At 69.1% G+C, this 13439-nt stretch carries 12 protein-coding genes; 8 read left to right on the top strand and 4 right to left on the bottom strand.

The genetic code is table 11. The annotated features are described in order from the left end of the window. Positions 1-120 precede the first annotated feature (120 nt). The gene (locus ACFWAR_RS34780; RefSeq protein WP_385786213.1) at positions 121-1206 is read left to right on the top strand and encodes a ScbA/BarX family gamma-butyrolactone biosynthesis protein; all 1086 of its coding nucleotides are present in this window, start codon (positions 121-123) and stop codon (positions 1204-1206) included. Here the strand turns inward: ACFWAR_RS34780 and ACFWAR_RS34775 are convergent. Next, positions 1187-2164 (bottom strand): NAD-dependent epimerase/dehydratase family protein, encoded by a 978-nt coding sequence (locus ACFWAR_RS34775; protein ID WP_385786211.1) that lies wholly within the window; start codon positions 2162-2164, stop codon positions 1187-1189. The genes ACFWAR_RS34780 and ACFWAR_RS34775 overlap by 20 nt on opposite strands. Positions 2165-2222: 58 nt before the next feature. On the opposite strand from ACFWAR_RS34775, the gene ACFWAR_RS34770 reads away from it, so the two are divergent. Further along, a complete protein-coding gene (locus ACFWAR_RS34770) occupies positions 2223-2999 on the top strand; it encodes an SDR family NAD(P)-dependent oxidoreductase (protein WP_385786209.1) in 777 nt (258 codons plus the stop codon). Between the two features lie 117 nt (positions 3000-3116). Here the strand turns inward: ACFWAR_RS34770 and ACFWAR_RS34765 are convergent, their stop codons facing one another. Beyond that, positions 3117-3725 (bottom strand): barstar family protein, encoded by a 609-nt coding sequence (locus ACFWAR_RS34765; RefSeq protein WP_385786206.1) that lies wholly within the window; start codon positions 3723-3725, stop codon positions 3117-3119. 346 nt (positions 3726-4071) lie between these two features. Here ACFWAR_RS34765 and ACFWAR_RS34760 point away from each other — a divergent pair, with 346 nt between their 5' ends. The 6 genes from ACFWAR_RS34760 (at position 4072) to ACFWAR_RS34735 (ending at position 10441) form a co-directional block, all read left to right on the top strand. Beyond that, positions 4072-4746, top strand: coding sequence for a ScbR family autoregulator-binding transcription factor (locus tag ACFWAR_RS34760; protein WP_385786203.1), 675 nt, complete (start codon positions 4072-4074; stop codon positions 4744-4746). A gap of 268 nt (positions 4747-5014) precedes the next feature. After that, on the top strand, positions 5015-6319 hold the full coding sequence (locus ACFWAR_RS34755; protein ID WP_385786200.1) for a ParA family protein: 1305 nt from the start codon (positions 5015-5017) through the stop codon (positions 6317-6319). Next, complete coding sequence (locus tag ACFWAR_RS34750) at positions 6316-7248, top strand: ParB/RepB/Spo0J family partition protein (RefSeq protein ID WP_385786198.1); 933 nt, start codon at positions 6316-6318, stop codon at positions 7246-7248. Before ACFWAR_RS34755 ends, ACFWAR_RS34750 begins: the two co-directional genes overlap by 4 nt. Positions 7249-7364: 116 nt before the next feature. After that, positions 7365-9563 (top strand): telomere-associated protein Tap, encoded by a 2199-nt coding sequence (tap, locus tag ACFWAR_RS34745; protein WP_385786195.1) that lies wholly within the window; start codon positions 7365-7367, stop codon positions 9561-9563. A gap of 6 nt (positions 9564-9569) precedes the next feature. After that, positions 9570-10130 (top strand): telomere-protecting terminal protein Tpg, encoded by a 561-nt coding sequence (tpg, locus tag ACFWAR_RS34740; RefSeq protein WP_385786192.1) that lies wholly within the window; start codon positions 9570-9572, stop codon positions 10128-10130. Between the two features lie 20 nt (positions 10131-10150). Beyond that, positions 10151-10441 (top strand): hypothetical protein, encoded by a 291-nt coding sequence (locus ACFWAR_RS34735; protein ID WP_385786189.1) that lies wholly within the window; start codon positions 10151-10153, stop codon positions 10439-10441. 362 nt (positions 10442-10803) lie between these two features. Here ACFWAR_RS34735 and ACFWAR_RS34730 read toward each other — a convergent pair whose 3' ends face one another. Together ACFWAR_RS34730 and ACFWAR_RS34725 are read right to left on the bottom strand one after the other, a co-directional pair. Further along, positions 10804-11277, bottom strand: coding sequence for a MarR family transcriptional regulator (locus tag ACFWAR_RS34730; RefSeq protein WP_385786186.1), 474 nt, complete (start codon positions 11275-11277; stop codon positions 10804-10806). Continuing rightward, a complete protein-coding gene (locus tag ACFWAR_RS34725) occupies positions 11274-11990 on the bottom strand; it encodes a hypothetical protein (protein WP_385786184.1) in 717 nt (238 codons plus the stop codon). The genes ACFWAR_RS34730 and ACFWAR_RS34725 overlap by 4 nt, the downstream gene beginning before the upstream one ends. Positions 11991-13439: the final 1449 nt, after the last annotated feature.

Below are 13439 nucleotides of genomic sequence, written 5' to 3'. Positions count from 1 at the left end.
TGGTACACGAGCGACATGCGGACACCTTTAGCACCTTGCAAACAAAACCGGAGAGTACGTATCTTGCGTCTCGCGTGCGTTGCCCATCCCATCCGTCGACACGGCTCTGTGGAGAGGTCCATGACGATGCTGACGATCCGGAAGAACCCTCCGATCCACCCACTGGAGCCGACGGGGGCACCGTGGACCCGCTGCAACGAGGCCCCTGCCCCCCGGCTGACGACCACCGTCCCCCGGGAGTACGTCCACCGCTCCTCGCTGGCGGAGGTGTTCCTCACCGGCTGCGACCTGATCGGCGCGGACACCTTCTCGCTGACCGGCCAGTGGCCCCGCGCCCACACCTTCTTCACCAGCCCCGACGGCACCAGCCACGACCCCGTCCAGGCCGGTGAGACGATCCGCCAGGTCGGCCTCTACCTCTGCCACGCCGTGTACGGGGTCCCCCTCGGCCACAACGTGCTGCTGTGGAGCCTGGACTTCGCCTCCGATCCCGACCGGCTGCGCATCGGCCGCGGCCCCAGCGACCTCACCATGGTCGCCACGTGCACGGACTTCGGCTGGCAGGGCAGCCGCTTCAGCGGCTTCCTCCAGGTCGACATCCACCGCTCGGGCCGCCTCGCCGCCACCGGCACCGCCCGCTTCACCTGCGTCGCCCCCGCGACCTACCGCCGCCTGCGCGGCGACCGCGCCCGCACCGGCCTGGCCCGACCGCTGGAGCGACGCACCCCGATACCCGCCGCGGCCGCCGGACGGCTGCTCCCCTTCGACGTGGTGCTCTCGCCCACCGAGGAAGAGGGCCGCTGGCTGCTGAGCCCCGACCTCGACCACCCGATCCTCTTCGAGCACGCCAACGACCACCACCCGGGCATGGTCCTCGTCGAAGCCGCCCGCCAGGCGGCCTGCGGGCTGCACCCCCAGGACGAGTTCATCCCCTGCGCGGTGTCCACCGAGTTCGAGCACTACGCCGAACTGGACGCCCCGTGCTGGATCGAAGCCACGTCCAGGACCCCCTCCATCATCGACGTCACGGGCCACCAGGAGGGCCGGACCATCTTCCGCTCGACGGTCACCGGCACCGCCACCGCGAGCCGGCACCTCACCAGTTCCCTCGTCGCCGATTCCCTCCTCGCAGATTCCCTCGCCACCGGAACCCTCGTCACCGATTCCCTCACCACCGGATCCCTCGTCACCGGTTCCGCCCTCTGACCTCGCCCCGGTACCAGTCCCCGTAGGCCCCGAAGGCCTCCTCGAAACGCGGTCCGGACGCCACCGACACCTGCCCCCAGAGCCGCCGGGTGTCGTACCAGTGGTCCACCGCCAACAACGACACGTGCCTGCGCACCACCGGATCGTCCGCCGCCCCCAGCAGGCACACCGCCCCGTCGAGATCGACCTCTCCGCGGGGCAGCGGAAGCCCCAGCTCCCGTGCCACCGTGCCCACCAGTTCGCGGGCCGTCACCGGCACGGGATGAGCCGCGTGCAACACCTGCCCCGCTCCCCCCGGCTCCTCCCCCAGGTCCTCCCGCACCGCGAACTCGGCGAGCACGTCGGCCAGTACGTCCACGGCGATCATCGAGATCCGGGCCCGCCCACCGTCCACCCAGTGCGGCAACCGCGCCATGAGGCCCACCAGCGCGGGCACCATCCAACGGTCCCCCCGCCCGAAGACCAGGTGCGGACGCAGCACCGTCCCGCCCGCGGCCAGGACCATGCGCTCCCCCGCCAGCCGGGTCACGCTCGTCACCGACCGGGGATCCTCCGGCAGCACCCCCTCCCCCTCCCCCCGATGCGCCCCGTCCCGGTACACCGCGGCCGTCCCCAACTGGACGATCCGCCGCACCCCGGCCCGCTCGGCCTCCGCCAGCAGCGCACGCGTCCCCTCGACGTTGACCGCCCGGCACTGCTCCTCGTCGCCCCCGATCCGCGAGGCGAGGTGCAGTACGGTCCCGATGCCGTCGCACGATCCCCGCAGCCCGCCACCGGCGAGATCCCCGCGCACCACCTCGACTCCGGGCACCTCCACCGCCGTCCGGTGCACCAGGACCCGCACGTCGGAGCCGGCTCCGGCCCGCTTCCCGCAACCGGCTCGGCGCGCCAGCCGCTCCACGACGTGCCGCCCGACGAACCCCGCCCCACCGGTGACGAGAACCCCGTCTCCCCCCACGGTCCACCTCTCCTCAAAACCCTTACGGACACCATCACATCGTGTTACCGTCTCGCCCGTGACAGTGGGTAACAGCTTATTGCTGGCGGGAAAATCGGCGCTGATCACCGGCGCCAGCGCAGGCATAGGCGCGGCCGCCGCCCGGGTTTTCTGCCGGGAGGGCGCGGCGGTCACCCTGATCGCACGCCGCGAGCCCGAGCTGGCCGCACTCACCGAGGAACTCCGCGGCAACGGTCACCGGGCCCAATACGTCGTCGGTGACGTGACCCGCGTCGAGGACGTGGCCCGCGCGGTGTCGGCCGCGCTGTCCGCCCACGGCGCCCTGGACGCGGCGTTCAACAACGCGGGAGTCGGCGCCGAGCCCAAGCCCCTGCACCTCCTCGACGAAGACGTCTACGACAGCGTCATGGACACCAACGTCCGGGGCGTCTGGAACTGCATGCGCCAGGAGATACGCGCCATGCTCGCCGCCGGCAAGGGCGGCACCATCGTGAACAACAGCAGCACCGCCGGCCTCGTCGCCACCCCCGTGACGGCCGCCTACATCGCTTCCAAGCACGCGGTCCTGGGCCTGACCAAGGCCGCCGCCGCCGAGTACGCCCCCCAGGGCATCCGCGTCAACGCCATCGCCCCGGGCTCCACCCGCAGCGAGATGATCGATGCCTGGCTGAAGCAGAACCCGGCCATGGAGGAGATCCTCCTCCAGTCGGCTCCCCTCCCCCGCATCGCGGCCCCCCAGGAGATCGCCGAGTCCGCGGCCTGGCTCTGCAGCGACCGCTCCTCCTTCGTCGTAGGCGCCACCCTCTCCGTCGACGGCGGCTGGACCACCCGCTGAAGCGGGACGGCTGGCGCTGACAGCGACTGGGCTCGCCATGCGTAGCGGTGCAGCGGGCTCGAAGGCGGTCAAACATCGGTGAGATCGGTCGGGGTTCGTCGAGACGGGACACCTCCCCTACTTCCGACCGCTCTGCCACAGAGCGCATGCCGAGGGAGCCGGCGGCCAGACAGGGTCTCCGCCCCACGCGGTCAGTGTGAGGACCAGCCTGCCGTCCACCACGGCCGCGGACACGTCCTCGTCTGTGGCGGCGGCCTCGGTGAAGTCGGCGGGTGCGACGTGGTCGAGGAGGAAGACGAAGTGGAGCGCGAAGGGGGAACCGTACGAGAGCGGCTCACCGTCAAGGTCGACCATGAAGTTGGCCCGCCAGGCGCCGTCACACAAGACCGATATGAGGTCACCGAGGAACTCGACGTCCAGCAGTGTGTCTGCGCCGTCGATCAACACCGCCACGTCCTGTTTGCCGTGTCCGGGCCCGTGCCAGTCGCCGAGGCAGTCCACCATGGCGTTCCAGTTGTGCCCGAAGTATCCGGGGAAGCCCAGTTCACGGGCGAACGCGCGGAACATACATCCCTTCTCGTGCAGCTCCTCGCCGTCCAACCGCAGCACGATCCCACCCCCGGCTCGCAGCTCGGCCTCGGCCACAGCGACCCAGGGATCGGCCGAGGAGGTAAAGGTGACCCAGGGCGATCGGCGTTCAGTGAGGGTGGGAAGGAAGCTGCTCATGCGGCATGGTCGCACCCAACTGGCATCTGCGCCTGACCTGCGCCGGTCAAGGCTCGGTGAGACTGACCAACCTTCGGTGAGACGGGACAACGGCGTTAACGCCGTTAACTCCGCAGCACCACCACCCGCACCCTCCCGTTAACGGCGTTAACAACCGGACCACATCACTCCACTTAACGGCGTTAACACCGCGACCACTCCGCTCACTAAAAAGTACTTGTCGACTGGTTTTTTTAACCCCTCCCCCATTAGATTGACCAGGCATCAAGAACAGCGCAGACACCGCAGGCACCACAGGCACCACAGGCACCAGTCCGCGCAGACACACACATCGAGGAGACCGCACGTGGCAAGGGCCAGGCAGGAACGCGCCGAGATCACCCGCCAGGCGATCCTGGACGGCGCGGCCATCGCCTTCGACCGTGCCGGTTTCGGCTCGACCAGCCTCAGCGACGTGGTCAAGCACGCGGGGGTCACCAAGGGAGCCCTGTACTTCCACTTCCCCTCCAAGGAAGCCCTGGCCCGCACCCTGATGGAGGAGCAGTTCCAGGTCGCCGAGGGCGTCCCCGCCATCGTCGACCCCGGCCTCCAGACCGCCATCGACCTCTCCCACCAGATGGCCCACGGGCTGCGCACCAACGTCCGGATCCGCGCCGCCATCCGCCTGGTCGTCGAGTTCGGCTCGTTCACCGACCCGGACCCGACCCCGTACAACGCCTGGATCGAGACCTCCTTCAGCTGCCTGAAGCCGGCCCAGGACCGCGGCGACGTCCTCCCGCACCTCGACGCCCGGGACCTCGCGACCTATCTCATCGCCTCGTTCACCGGCGTACAGGTCACCTCCCACGTCCGGACCACGCGCGAAGACCTGCACACCCGGGTCACCGACCTCTGGAACTTCCTCCTCCCGGGCATCACGCCCGCCCCGCGCATCCCCCTCTTCGACCCGGCGGGTTCGCCCGAGTGCCGGGCCGCCCTCGGGCTCCCCGCCCCGGACTCCTCCTCGGTCCCGGTCGGCTGACGACGCGTCCAAGGCGGTCTCGTACACGCCGTGGTGAACCACGGGGGTGCTCGCCACGGCGTGTACGAGACCGCCTTGTCGCGTCCACTTCCCCGACCGACCAGCCATTCCCCCGGACCGGCGCCCCAGTTCGCCCCAGGTCAACCGGCGATCCGCCCCCGCCCTCGCGGGGCACAGCCATGCCCTGACCCGGCTCCACATCCAGTCCGTTAGCAAAACTCAAGCGTGGCGCCCACATCACCCTCTGAACGTTAGTAAAGTCCCTCTCATGACTTCGCCCTCGTCTCAGAACGACCGAGAGAAGGTCGTCTCCAAACTGCCCCCGTGGCTGCGCCAGGAGTTGAAGATCCGCACCGCACAGCTGCGGGTGGACATCCAGGACGCCGTGCACCAAGGCATCTCCCACTGGAGCGCCCTCGCTTCCGCCCCCTCCCCCGTCGACACCTCCGGCGCCGAATCGTTCTCCACCTGGCTGCCCGCCGGGCAGTGGGAGTCGTTCCGCTCCTCCTCCAAGGACCGCGGCGTCTCCCTCATCCAGGGGCTCGCCCAATCCGTACAGCTCTGGCTGGAGATGAACCCGGCCCCCACGGTCAAGCGCCCCTCCGTGGTCCGCCGCATCATCGTGTGCAACCAGAAGGGCGGGGTCGGCAAGACCGCGATCACCGCGGGTACCGCCGAAGCCCTCGCCGAGGACCCGGACAGCCTCCACCCGGTCCGCATCGCCCGCCAACTGGCCCGCCTCGCGGCAGACGAAATGACGCACCCCGGCGAAGGACAGCCCGGCGAAGGGCGCGCCCCCGAGGGTCACTCCACCGAGGCCCACGCGACCCCGTTCGACCTGGAAGACCTCCCGGGCCTCGGCATGCGCGTCCTGCTCGTCGACTTCGACCCGCAGGGCCACCTCACCAAGCAGCTCGGCCAGCAGCCGCTCCCCATCGGCGGCGACAGCCTCACCTGCCACATGGCGAGCGAAGCCAAGGGCCCGCTCTCGGACCTCATCGTTCCCATCGCGGACGACCGCTTCGGCGACCGGTTGCACGTCCTCCCCGCCTGCACGGACGCCTTCCTGCTGGACGTCCGCCTCTCCACCGTCCGCGCCCGCGAGGCCGCCCTCGAACGCGCCCTCGCCCCGGTCGAGGCCGACTACGACGTGATCCTCGTCGACTGCCCCCCGAGCCTCGGCCTCAGCATGGACGCGGCCATCTACTACGGCCGCCGCCGCGACGCCGAACAGCCAGGCGCCTCCGGTGCGCTGATCGTCGTACAGGCCGAGGACTCCTCCGCGGACGCCTACGATCTGCTCACCTCCCAGATCAACGACCTCCGCGACGACCTCAGCCTGGACATCGACTACCTCGGGCTCGTCGTCAACCTCTACGACGGCCGCCGCGGCTACATCGCGACTTCGTCCCTCCAAGCCTGGATGGACATAAAGGATCCGCGTGTCGTCGCCATCGTCCCGGACCTCAAGGAACAGCGTGAGGCCGTCCGCGTGAAGCAGCCGCTGTTCGTCTACGCGCCCAAGGGCGACCAGGCGGTCGCCTTCCGCGCACTCGCCAGGGAGATCTCATGAGCAAGGCCGACAAACTCGGGGTCTCGGCCTCCTTCGCCCGCGCCCAGCCGGTCGGCGTCAGCTCCCGCCGCGCGGCCATCGCCGAAGCCACCGGAGCACCCACTTCGGGTGTGGTCCCGCCGTCCGAGGTACCGATCGAGGCGCTCGCCCACAACCCGTTCAACCTCCGCGAGGACCTCACGGAGATCGACGAGCTGGCCCAGTCCCTCCTCTCCCGGGGCCAGCTCCAGCCCCTCGCCGTCGCCACCCGCATGGCCTTCATGGAGGCCCACCCGGGCCAGACCGACGGCCTGGGGCGGGCCCCGTACGTCGTCATCGACGGCAACCGGCGTCTTGCCGCGGCACAGCTCGCGGGCCTCAAGACGATGCACATCCACGTCAACGACGCCCTGTCGACCTCGGCCGCCGACATCCTCGAATCGGCCCTGATCGCCAACGTCCACCGCGTCGACGTGGCCCCGATGGACCAGGCCCGCGCCCTCCAGGAGCTGGTGGACGTCCACGGCTCGCAGGCCCAGGTCGCCAAGCGCCTCGGCAAGACGCCCGCCTGGGTCTCCCAGCGCCTCACCCTCCTGAACCTCACGCCGATGCTCCAGGAGAAGGTCGACACGGGCGAGCTGAAGGTGGAGCCGGCCCGCAGGATCGGCCGCCTCCCTCAGGAGTCCCAGGCCGCGGCTGCGGAGGAGACCATTAACGCCGTTAACCCTCCGCGCCAGCGCACCCGACCGACCCCGGCACCCGTTAACGGCGTTAACGCCGTTAACGCCACGCCCCCTCCCGCGGCGCCCACCAAGGCCCCCTCCCCCGCTCCCACCCCCCGCATCACGATCACCACGGATTCCCCGGAGACGATCGCGGACGCGCTCACCGCCCATCTGACCCCCGACGACCTCAAGGCCGTCACGGAACTCCTCATGACACGCATCTGACGCAGGCCGCACTCACGGTGGGGGCGCTGACGGCATTAACGCCGTTAACGCCCCCACGTGCGTTTCGTGTGCGTTCAAACGTGCGACTCGACTAGGCTGCCCCTGGAGGTAGGTACATGCCCGACGAACAAGAGAGCCTCTTCGCAGCGGTCGACGCCCTGTTGGAAGAAGCCGCCGCCCAGGACGCGCTCCCGCACCCGGACGAACGCAAGCGCCTGCGCGAAGCCGCCGGCCTCAGCCAGGACCAGATCGCCAAGGCCCTGTCCGTCCGCCGCGAAACGGTGACCTCGTGGGAAACGGGCCGCACCGAACCCCGGCCCCCCAAGCGCGCCGCCTACACCCGCCTCCTGGACGGCCTGGCCACCCTCCACCCCGTTAACGCCGTTAACGCCGTTAACACCCCCCCGCCCCCCACCCCAGAGACCCCGCCCACACAAACCCCATCAGCACCCCCCACCCCACCCCCCACCGTTAACGCCGTTAACGCCACCCCACCCCCCGCACCCACCCACCCGCACCCCCAAGCCACTCCCCCCGCTCCCCCCACCCCCCGCACCCCCCACCCACCCCGCACGTCCAGCCCCCATCCGAACCCGAACCCGAACCCGAACCCGCGCCCCCGCCCCGCATCCCCCACCCCCCCGCCCCACACCCCCCTGGCCGTCCTGGACGGCAACGGCCAGGCCCACGCGACCAACGGCCTGGTGCTCCCCCTCCCCCCCAAGGCCGCCACCGACCTGCCCACCCTCATCTCCTGGGCCCTCAGCGAGGACGCCGACCTCCGCTCGCCCCGCCTCCACCGCAACGGCAAGGACGGCGACCCCCTCCTCGTCCTCACCCCGGAGGCGACCGAGGCCCTCGGCCTCCCCCTCACCCTCGCGGACCGCCGCGGCCTCCGCCTCCCCGACGACCACCCCGTCGTCCGCCGGCTCACCAAGGCCAAGTGGCAGCTGACCCGCCGCGGCTTCGGCCCCTGGGCCCGCGTCTACCGCCCGGCCTCCCCCACCACCGGCCGCCAGTGCGTCCAGCTCGCCGTCCTCCCCTGGGGAGCCCTCGACCCGCGCGCCTGGGGCGAGGACACCGCCGATCTCCCGGCCCCCGAGATCGCCCTGCTCCTCACCACCTACGCCACCCGCGTCCTCACCCCCCGCGGCTCCACCGCCGTCACCGGTCTCGAACTCATGACGGCCCTGCGCCCGCCCACCCGCGCCGCCCGCAACCCCGAGACCAACGTGTGGGAATCGGCCCCCGTCCCCGGCTCCCTCACCCGCCCCGTCGACCCGGCTCCCCCGGAGGCCCCCGACGAGCATCCGGTCGTCGCCGCCCTCTACCCCCGGGCCCACCAGCGAACCCCGGACCAGGTCCTCGACGAAGAGGCGTACGACTGGATCCGCGACCCCGAACTCCTCACCGACGCCGAATGCGCCCGCACCCACGCGGTCGGCATCGATGTGAACATGGCCTTCGCCGCGGCCGCGAACCGCCTCACCGTCGGCCTCGGCCCCGCGGTCCACGCCCCGGCCCCCCGCTTCGACCCGAAGGTCCCCGGCTGCTGGCTCGCCGACCTCTCCGCCGTCCCCCTCGACCCCCGCCTGCCGAACCCCTTCACCCCCCACGGCAAGCCCCCCACCGGCCCCGCCTGGTACGCCACCCCGACCCTGGCCTACGCACAGGAACTCGGCCACGCCGTCGCACCCACCGAGGCCTGGCTCCGCCCGGACAGCGGCTCGTACCTCGACGCCTGGTACACCCGCCTGCGCGACGCCTACATGGCCACGATGGCCGACCTGGGCGTCACCGCCGACCTCACCGACGAGGCGTTCCTCCGAGCCATGGCGGTCCACAAGCAGCACGATCCGGCCCTGGCCGCCGTCCTCTCCGCCATCAAGGCCACGGTCAAGGGAGGCATCGGCAAGCTCCGCGAACGCCCCCAGGGCGCCGGCTACCGTCCGGGCGAAGCGTGGCCCGCCCTCGAACGCCCCACCTGGCGCCCCGACATCCGAGCGGCCGTGATCTCCACGGCCCGGGTGAACATGCACCGCAAGATGCGCAAACTCGCCACCGCCGACCTGTACCCCATCGCGGTCCTCTCCGACTGCGCCGTGTACCTGTCCGACGGCCCGAGCCCGCTGGACTTCCTCCCCCGCACCCCGGACGGCAAGCCCCTGCCCGGCGGCTTCCGCCTCGGCGTGAGCCCCGGCATGGTCAAGCACGAGGGCACCCAACCCCTCCTCTGGGCCGTCGGCCTCCTCGACGAGGGCCACAACCCCGCCCGCCACATCAAGGGCCACGACGCAGCGGCCGACGGAGAGTAGACGAGCATGTCCGGCAACATCGAAGACGGCCTGGCCCAGGCGGACGAGCACAACTTCACCCGTCCCATCCCGAAGTCCGCCCAGGCCCGGGTGAAGTTCCTCCTGAAAACCGAGAAGAACTCGGTCAAGGCGGTGGCGCAGCGCCTCGGCATTTCCCCCCGCACCGTCGAGCGCTATCTCAAGGGCCAGATCAAGACGCCCCGCCCCGAGCTCGCGCGCCGCCTCGAATCCGAAGTCCGCAAGAGCTGGCAGCCCCTCGTCCGCAAGCGCGCCCGCGCCAAAGCGGCGAAGACCACCGGCCTCGTCGTCGAAACCCGCGCCCGCTTCGGCTTCACCGCGGCCCCCGGCACCACCGACGACGGCCGCATGCGCCGCATCACCCAACACCTCCCCCCGGAGTACGCCTCCCGCCTCTTCGCGGCCCAGGAAGCCGGCGCCACCGAAGCCGAACTCCGCCACATCACCGCCCAGGGCCTCCAGGACGTCTACTTCCGCGACCAGGGCTCCCGCGCTCCCGGCCTCCTCGTCGACTTCACCGACATCGACTACATCGACTTCGACTTCTGACCACGACATCAAGGAACACCATGAACAACGAAGTGGCCGCCATAGTCGCCCTCACCCTCGCCGTGGCACTGGGCGTCGCCCTCGACCGCTCCGCGAAGAAGCGCAAGAAGGCCTTCTGGGAGCACTTCGGATCCTTCGAGGGGTTCCGGGCCCAGGTCGACGGAACGAAGATCCAGCAGATCCGCAGCGACCACGGGGACGTCGCCGCGATCAAGGCCGTGCGGCAGAGCCACACCTACGTACCGCTCGTCCTCGCGAAGCGATACGTGGACGAACTGCCCACGCCAGAAGCGATCACGCACCGACCGTAACCAACCACCGATCGAACACTTCGCCGCTGCATTTCCGACTGAAGTCTTTCGGGCCGTCGCCCCTCCCGATCACGAGGGGCGACGGCCCATCGCCGTATCCGGGCGTACGACGACACCCCCGAACCGGCACCTCCGGAACCACCGTTCCGCTCCAGCCGCCAAGAGATACGACCCCGACCCCACAACCCACCCCGACCCAACCCCACCAGATGGCCCGTCAAGGCCCCTCAGCGCCCCTCTGAGCCCCTCTCTCCCCTATCCGACCACTCCGTACCCACCCACACCCCAAAATGCCGAGAGGCGCCACCGAGCGGCTTCAGCCACTCCACGGCGCCTCATCAACGGACGATCTCCAACGAGCCCTAGCCCACGGCGTGCAGGGTCCGCCTCCGCTTCGCCTCGACGGCCTTCTTCGCAGCGTTCTGCGCGGCCCGCTTCTTCCGCTGCTCAGCGAGCTGGTCCTGATACTCCGCCACCGCGCGGTGGTAGCTGTCGACGTACCCCCGCGCGTCCAGCCGCTCGTCCATCGGCATCTCGTTCACGGCCGCGACCGCGTCCTCGAACGAGTTGTATCCGGCCAGCATCGGATTGATCTGGTAGATGCCGTTGCGAACCTTCCGCACCAGCCGCGCCAACTCCAGGCTCCGCAGCGCCGCGTTCACGCTCGGCCGGCTCAGATCCAGCATGCCGGCGATCGAGGCCTGGTCGATGAGGATCCGCCCGCCGGGCTCGCTCAGCGAACGCAGCTTCAGCAGCACCCGGTAGGCCGCGGGCGGAAGGTCCAGGTCAGAGAGAAGCCCGTCGGCGTTGACCGCAGCGAATCGCAAGGTGCTCACTGAGCTGTCCCTTCTTCCTTGCGCTGTCGTCGGCTAAGCCGACGCGCAGCGCGCTCTTTGGCCCGTTCGGCCCGCAGTTCCTCGATCGCCTGCCGCATGTGGTCCAGTGACGGGAACCGCACCAGATCCGGCAAGCTCGTGTCACTGCGAATCTGCGAGATGGTGCTGGACTGCTCCACCTTCACAAACTCACCCGTCGTCTCAGTACCCGGGATGAACTCGGCTACTCGGTAACTGTAGGGCGGGTTGAACTGATACACACCCCGCCTCACCTTGAAGACGATCCCATGAGACATGACCGTGTGGAGCGCCTCGGACGTCTTTGTCCGACTGACATCCAGGATCGTAGCCATCTCCTCCTGGGTCAGCGGAATCCGCCCCCCCGCTCTCTGACACGCGATGAGCAGCAGGATCAGGCGCAACGGCAGTGCTTCCCGGAAGTACTGGGCGATCACCAGGAAGAACTCAAGGCTGTCCATCGAGAACGCGTTTGGCTGGCTCTGAGTCCCGTAGAACTCCAGGGGCTTGCGCTCGCCGTCCAGAGTCAGCTTCCGACTCGGGTACCGCTTGGCCAGGCTGTCCAGATCCTTGACGGGCGCCAGCGGCTGACTCCACGCCGAGATCGCGTCATCAACGGGCAGATCAGGACGCGGCGCGCGCGACGGACTCTGCCGACGGCGCTGTGGCTCTGATGACACGAGGATGCTCTCCACTTCGTTGATCTGCGGAAAGCAGTATGTCAACAAGGGTGACACTAGTGTCACGCTCGTTGACGTTCGGCGTGTCTTACGTCCCCCCAGGGGGGACACATCTCGGCCACGCCCCGCCCGAAGCCCTCTCCGGGCCTCTCGAAGCATTCTCACCCCTCCCCCCGACGTCCGGCCGACGTATCTCCCACATTATGTCAGCCCCCCCGACGTTTTGGGCCAAAAAGCGTCAGCGGCACTGACGTTTTGCAGCCGCTCTGTCCCCCCAGCAGCGACACAACGCCCTAGATATGTCCCTTCTGAGGGGACATATCTTTCCCCCCGCACCCCGCCTGACCTGCGGCGACGCATCTCCGTACCCTCTATAGGTCCGTGGTCTGCTCGCTGCGCGCACGCAATGCCGTCGGCAAGGCACTTCTCCCCGGTTCTTCCTGACGGAGCATCAGAAGATGTCGATCTTCGGCACCTCCCGGACACGCTGTCCAGAACAGCCCCAAATCTGACTGATTCCCATTTCTATCCACCACCTCTTTTGAATCACAGCTGTCCATCGAGAGTTAACGCCGTTAACTCCCCTGCACCAAAGGGCCATAGGCCCTCCCCTCCATTTCTGAGCACGTCCGATCAACCAACTGTCAGCTGGTCATCCCACCTCAGCCAGAACCGAGCATCAAGCAGAAGGACAGTCCAGTCCTGAACCACTTTTGCGGCTCTGACCTGGGAGAACATCACGCCCCACCCTCCCAGAACCCCAGCATTCCGTGCCCCGACGGAACCACAGGGGGCAGCTCATCAGTGGCTGGACAAAGGACTCCTGGACACCAGAGGCATGCTGGCCGGTCCAAAGGCAGGCCTTTCCTCCTCAACAGCCCCGCAAGACGGCCTCATCAACCTTTGAGCCGAGCTCTGCAGCGGGAAAGCCGCCTAACCTCTCCAGACAAGGGCACCGGCAGCCCAACAGGTCATCCCGTCGTAGCGAGATGCTTTTTCTTCCGGCCTGCGGCGACAGAACCTCGTCGTCCTGGTCGTCAAGCTTCTGCTCCTTAGGCCTCAGCGAAGCGAAGGCCTTTCTCCGAAGCGACATGACAGCGCTTCAACCGCGGGCGGCCTGGGTCCCTCGTGGGAGAGACCTCCTTTCTGGGAGGACACCCAAGACTCCTTGACCTGCAAAGCAGGTCAACAACCGAACCCAACCAGCTCGCTCATCTCATCCAGTGAGCGGAGCAAGCCTTGCGCCTTCGCCGGCCTGCAACGCCTAGAGCTTCCTCACCTACTGGCCTAAGGCCCGGTTTGTCCTGCGAAGCAGGTCAACCACCGAGCGCAGCGAGGTGGCCTATCCAATCGAGCGAGCGCAGCGAGCGCTGTCCCTTCCTAGCCGCGCAGCGCCTAGGACCCCTCGCCCGAAGGGCGAGCTTGACCTGCGAAGCAGGTCAACCACCGAGCGCAGCGAGGTGG

Origin of the sequence: Streptomyces sp. NPDC059917, from assembly GCF_042730635.1 — a bacterium.
Classification (GTDB): Bacteria; Actinomycetota; Actinomycetes; order Streptomycetales; family Streptomycetaceae; genus Streptomyces.
Note: the sequence above shows the minus strand (reverse complement) of the source record. Positions and strands in the feature narration are given on the sequence as shown.